8 protein-coding genes are annotated in these 4,786 nt (G+C 70.2%); 2 read left to right on the top strand and 6 right to left on the bottom strand.

What is annotated here, in order from left to right:
* On the top strand, positions 1–334 hold a 334-nt coding region (locus tag G6021_RS10040), incomplete at its 5' end, for a LytR C-terminal domain-containing protein (protein ID WP_182641205.1).
* A gap of 89 nt (positions 335–423) precedes the next feature.
* Entirely contained in the window at positions 424–735 is a 312-nt protein-coding gene (locus G6021_RS10045) for a hypothetical protein (RefSeq protein WP_182641206.1), read from the top strand.
* A 242-nt stretch (positions 736–977) separates the two neighbouring features.
* Here the strand turns inward: G6021_RS10045 and G6021_RS10050 are convergent, their stop codons facing one another.
* The 6 genes from G6021_RS10050 to G6021_RS10075 all read right to left on the bottom strand — a co-directional run.
* Positions 978–1,346, bottom strand: coding sequence for a monovalent cation/H(+) antiporter subunit G (locus tag G6021_RS10050; RefSeq protein WP_182641207.1), 369 nt, complete (start codon positions 1,344–1,346; stop codon positions 978–980).
* Positions 1,343–1,636 (bottom strand): monovalent cation/H+ antiporter complex subunit F, encoded by a 294-nt coding sequence (locus G6021_RS10055; RefSeq protein WP_182610648.1) that lies wholly within the window; start codon positions 1,634–1,636, stop codon positions 1,343–1,345. Before G6021_RS10055 ends, G6021_RS10050 begins: the two co-directional genes overlap by 4 nt.
* A complete protein-coding gene (locus G6021_RS10060) occupies positions 1,633–2,274 on the bottom strand; it encodes a Na+/H+ antiporter subunit E (protein WP_241732672.1) in 642 nt (213 codons plus the stop codon). The genes G6021_RS10055 and G6021_RS10060 overlap by 4 nt, the downstream gene beginning before the upstream one ends.
* Before the next feature lie 13 nt (positions 2,275–2,287).
* Positions 2,288–3,913, bottom strand: coding sequence for a Na+/H+ antiporter subunit D (locus G6021_RS10065; RefSeq protein ID WP_182641208.1), 1,626 nt, complete (start codon positions 3,911–3,913; stop codon positions 2,288–2,290).
* Positions 3,910–4,497 carry a Na(+)/H(+) antiporter subunit C gene (locus G6021_RS10070; RefSeq protein ID WP_241730758.1) on the bottom strand — a complete coding sequence of 196 codons (588 nt, stop codon included), beginning with the start codon at positions 4,495–4,497 and terminating at the stop codon, positions 3,910–3,912. The genes G6021_RS10065 and G6021_RS10070 overlap by 4 nt, the downstream gene beginning before the upstream one ends.
* On the bottom strand, positions 4,494–4,786 hold a 293-nt coding region (locus tag G6021_RS10075; protein ID WP_182641209.1), incomplete at its 5' end, for a hypothetical protein. The genes G6021_RS10070 and G6021_RS10075, both read right to left, overlap by 4 nt.

Consider the following 4,786-nt stretch of genomic DNA (forward strand, 5'->3'; position numbering starts at 1 on the left):
CGAGCAGCCTCCGGCCGGCCAGCCCGGCGACGCGCCGGCCGTGACCGCGGTGCCCGTCCAGGTGTTCAACAACAGCAACGTCTCCGGACTCGCCGGCCGGACCGGGGAAGCCCTCCGGGAGTCCGGCTTCGCGGTCGGCGAGGTGGCCAACCTGCCCTCCAACCGGCCGGTGGTGTCCGAGTCGACCGTGTACTTCGGAACCGGTGCCGGTGAGCGGCAGGCCGCCGAGGCCGTAGCGGCCCAGCTGGGCATCCCCGCCGTGCCCCGGCCGGCCGATCTCGAGGTGGGCGCCCCCGGCGTGATCGTGATCGTCACCCAGGACCTCGACCGCTGACGGCTGAGGATATGATGAGCTCACGCACTCCGCCCGCCGGGGCGCGTGCTCTCAGCGACCTGCAGCTTTCCGAGATCGAAGGAGCCCTCATGGCCCCGCGTCAGACCGCCCGCCGCCTCATGGTCGCGGTTCCCGCATTCGCACTCGCGTTCGCCGTGACCGCGTGTTCCCCGCCCAACGAGCAGCCCGCGGATCCCGACGCCCCGTACACGCTGCCCACCTACACGGGCGAGGCCGGCTCGGAGGCGGAAGAGAACGCTGACGAGACCCAGGCCGAGGGTGTCGAGGGCGAGGGCGCCGTCGAGGGCGAGGAGGACATCCTCGTGGAGGTCCCGGTCGGGGAGCAGCCCGTCGAGGGGCAGGCCGATCCCGCCTCCCCGCCCGCGCAGCCCGCCCCCTGATCTCCAGGTAACCGGCGCGACCGCCGGGGCCGACCCCCGGGGAGGGCGAAGGCCCACCGATCGAGCCCCGCATCACCGAAACGAGCCCCGCACCCCGCCAAAGGGAGCGGGGCTCGAGTCGTCGGTGGCCCGGGCGCAGCGTCTCCGTCGTGACACACTGTCCACCCGACACCATCCAGTCGCCCCGTGGGCCCGGGTACGAGCCCGCGCGCGGGCAGGCGGGAGAGCGCGGCCGGGAGCCGTCAGGACTTGTGCTTCATGTTCGCCTCGCTGGACTGGAACTTCTCCAGGACCGGGGCCTCGTGGGTGATGGTGCCGTCCTCGACGCTCTCGTGATACGCCAGGTTTCCCACGCGGTTGGCGATCACCGGGGCGGTGCACACGGCCACGATCCCGGCCAGCAGGAGCATTCCCAGGTCGATGTGCGGGAAGATCCGGACGCTGGCGCCGAACAGCACGAGCACCAGGCCCAGCACCTGTGGCTTGGCGGCCGGGTGCATCCGGCTAAGGGTGTCGCGGAAGCGCACCAGCCCGATGGCGCTGGCGAGGGTGAGCAGCGCACCGGCGAGGACGAACAGCGCGGAGACGATCTCCCGGGGGTCGTCGGTCATGTGAGGGCCTCCTTGTGGACGCCGGTGGAGTCGCTGACCCGGAACCGGGCCACGGACACCGATCCGAGGAACGCGACCAGCGCCAACGCCACGAGGGCGGCCGCGGCGGTGGTGTCCTTGCTCCAGGCGATGTACACCCCGACCCCGCACTGCGCGATGGCGGCGAGCATGTCCAGGGAGATCAGCCGGTCGAGGGTGTTGGGTCCACCGATCAGCCGGATCATCGTGGTGAACAGTGCGAGCGTCAGGGCGACCACGGCCGCGCTCCACAGCAGCAGTGACAGGCTCATCGGTGCTCCTCGCTGTCTCGTACGGGCTCGGGTGGGCGGTCGCGGTCGTCAACGCGCTCGGGGCCGCTGGTCCCGTATTCCTCTGCGGGGGCGCAATAGTGCTGCGGGCTGGGTCGCCAGTCCTCGGGACGTTCGAATGCGCGCACGTACAACTGTTCCACGTGGGCGGTCTGGCGACGGAACCTCTCGACCGCCTCGGGACTCCCGGCGTCCAGGACGTGGACGTACACGTACCGCGCGACCGGGTCGACGCGCACGACGATGCCGCCGGGCATGAGGTTCAGGGTGTTGACGGCCAGGGCGAGGGTGAAGTCCGACTTGAGCTGCATCGGTGCCCTGAGCACGGCGGACCGGGGCGGAGCCTGCGGGCGCACGGACAGCCACGCCACGGCGATCGACGAGCGGACGAGGTAATAGGCCACCACGATCACCAGCCACACCGTGGAGACGGGCCTGAGAAGACCCTCCACCGGGACGCGCGGGAGCGGGAGCAGCACCATCACCACGATCGCGACGAGCACCCCGGCGACGATCGTGCCGACCTCGACCGGCCCCCAGAGCATGACCCAGGCGACCGTCAGCCACAGCATCATGAACACTCGTGAGCCGACGACCCGGGGGTCGAGACGGACTCTCATCCTGCGGGCCATGTCAGCGCACCCCCGTCACGGAGTCGACGTAGCGTTCGGGCGTGGAATCGAGGGGGATGGTGTCCAGGTAGTCATGTCGCTCCATGAGGCTCTCGGCAGCCCGGTCGGTGACCCCGAGCAGCGGGCCGGCGAAGACCGTCATCAACAAGGAGACCACGATGAGGGCCATGGTGGGGGCGAGCATGCTCAACGGCATCCGGCCCACCTCCTCGCGCTCGTCGAACTCCACGTACTCGTCGGAGGGCAGCAGGGCCAGCGGCTTGGCCAGGGCGACCGCGCCCTCGGGGGCGTCGGCGCGGGGGCGCCAGAACGCCTTGGACCACACGCGGACCACCACGTAGAGCGTGAGCAGGCTGGTGACCATGGCCCCGGCAATGAGCACCCACATGAGCGGTCCGCCGACCTCGGCACCGGCCTGGACCACCGCGAGCTTGCCGATGAAGCCGGAGAAGGGCGGGATCCCGCCGAGGTTGAGGGCGGGGATGAGGAAGACGACGGCGAGGACGGGGCTGGCCACGGCGAGCGAGCCCAGGCGGCGCAGGGAGGACGACCCGGCCTGCCGCTCGATCAGTCCGACCACCAGGAACAGGGTGGTCTGCACGATGATGTGGTGCCCGACGTAGTAGATCGCCGCACTCAGCCCGTAGCCGGTCGACAGGGCGATGCCGAAGATCATGTACCCGATGTGGCTGACGAGGGTGAACGACAGTATTCGTTTGATGTCCGACTGTGCGATCGCGCCGAGGATGCCGATGACCATCGTCAGCAGTCCCGCCACCAGCAGGACGCCGTCCATGGAGCCGCCGGGGAACACGAGGGTGTGGAAGCGGATGATCGCGTAGACGCCGACCTTGGTCAACAGTCCCGCGAACACCGCGGTGACCGGCGCGGGCGCGGTCGGGTAGGAGTCGGGCAGCCAGGTCGAGAGCGGGAAGACCGCGGCCTTGATGCCGAACGCCACCAGGAACACGGCGAAGATCGTGTTGCGCAGCCCGTCCGGGACCTCGGCCATCCGGATGGACAGCTGGGCAAGGTTCAGCGTGCCCGCCGCCGAGTAGGTCAGCGCGATGCCCAGCAGGAACACCATCGACGACACCATCGACACGACGGTGTAGGAGACCCCCGCGCGGACTCGTTCCTGGCTGGCGCCGAGCGTGAGCAGGACGTAGGACGCGGCCAGCAGCATCTCGAACCCGACGAACAGATTGAACAGGTCGCCGGCGATGAACGCCGCGTTCAGTCCCGCCGCGAGCGCCAGGTAGGTGGGGAGGAAGATCGAGGTCGGTTGGTCGCCGTCCCCGTCGCGGACGCCCTGCCCCACGGCGTAGATGATCACCGTCAGCAGCACGATGGCCGACACGCAGAGCATGAGGGCGCTGAGCCGGTCCGCCACGAGGGTGATCCCGACGGGTGCGTCCCAGCCGCCCACCTGCACGGTGTGCATGCCGTGTTGGTCGGTGAGCACCAGCAGGATGCCGGCGATGACCAGCACCCCGGTGAGGGTGACGATGGTGATGATGTTCTGGACCCGGGGACGGCGGGAGACCACCAGGCACAGCGCCGCGGCGAGCAGGGGGATCAGAACGACGGACGGGATGAGGTAGCCGAACAGTTCGGGGGAGATCACCGGCCACCCTCCTTTCCGTCGTCCGGGGTTCCGTCGTCGCGCCTCGTCCGCCTGCGGTCGCGCGAGGCGGCAGCGGCGCGGGCGCGGGCCTCCGCTTCGGCTTCCGCCTCGGCCTCCTCCAGGTCCTCGTCGTCGTAGTCGACGTGGTCTCCCAGCTCGGTGGGTTGACCGGTGGTGTGGTCGTCGGACAGGTCCCGGTCGGGTGCCGACCAGGCGTCGGTGGGCGAGCGCTTGGCGATCTTGGTGTCCTCGGCGTCGTCGGCGACCTCGTCGGCGGTGGTGAACTGGTAGGAGCGGTAGGCCAACGCCAGGATGAAGGCCCCGACGCCCGCGGTGATGACGATCGCGGTGAGGATCATCCCGTGGGACAGCGGATCCGAGTCGGCGGCGTCGGGGCTCCGGCCACGCCCCATGATGGGCGGGCTGCCGGGCGGTCCCCCCGCGGCCAGCAGGAGCAGGTTGATCCCGTTGGAGAAGATCATGATCCCCAGCAGGATCTTGATGATCGCCCGCTCCAACAGCAGGTAGACCCCGACGGCACAGAGGAGCCCGGCGAGCAGCAGCAGCCCGAAGTCGGCGGTCATGACCTGCCTCCTGACGGGGCGCCCTGGTTCTCGGCGGCCTCGCGGCGGGCGGCGCGGTGGGCGGCCAGGTCGGAGCGTGCGCCGTCGGCGTCAACGCCGGGGACGCTGCGCAGCGCGGCCGTGGACGGCGACTCGGTGGCGTCCACGTAGATGGCGCGGAGCTCCTCGAGATCCTCGGCGTCCAGATCGAGTCGGGCGCCCAGGCTGCGGAGGATGTCCAGGACCAGACCGACGACGATGAGGTAGACGCCGGCGTCGAAGAGCAGGGCCGTGACGAACTTGACCTCGA

This window comes from Dietzia sp. CW19 (assembly GCF_014145265.1).
Lineage (GTDB): Bacteria > Actinomycetota > Actinomycetes > Mycobacteriales > Mycobacteriaceae > Dietzia > Dietzia natronolimnaea.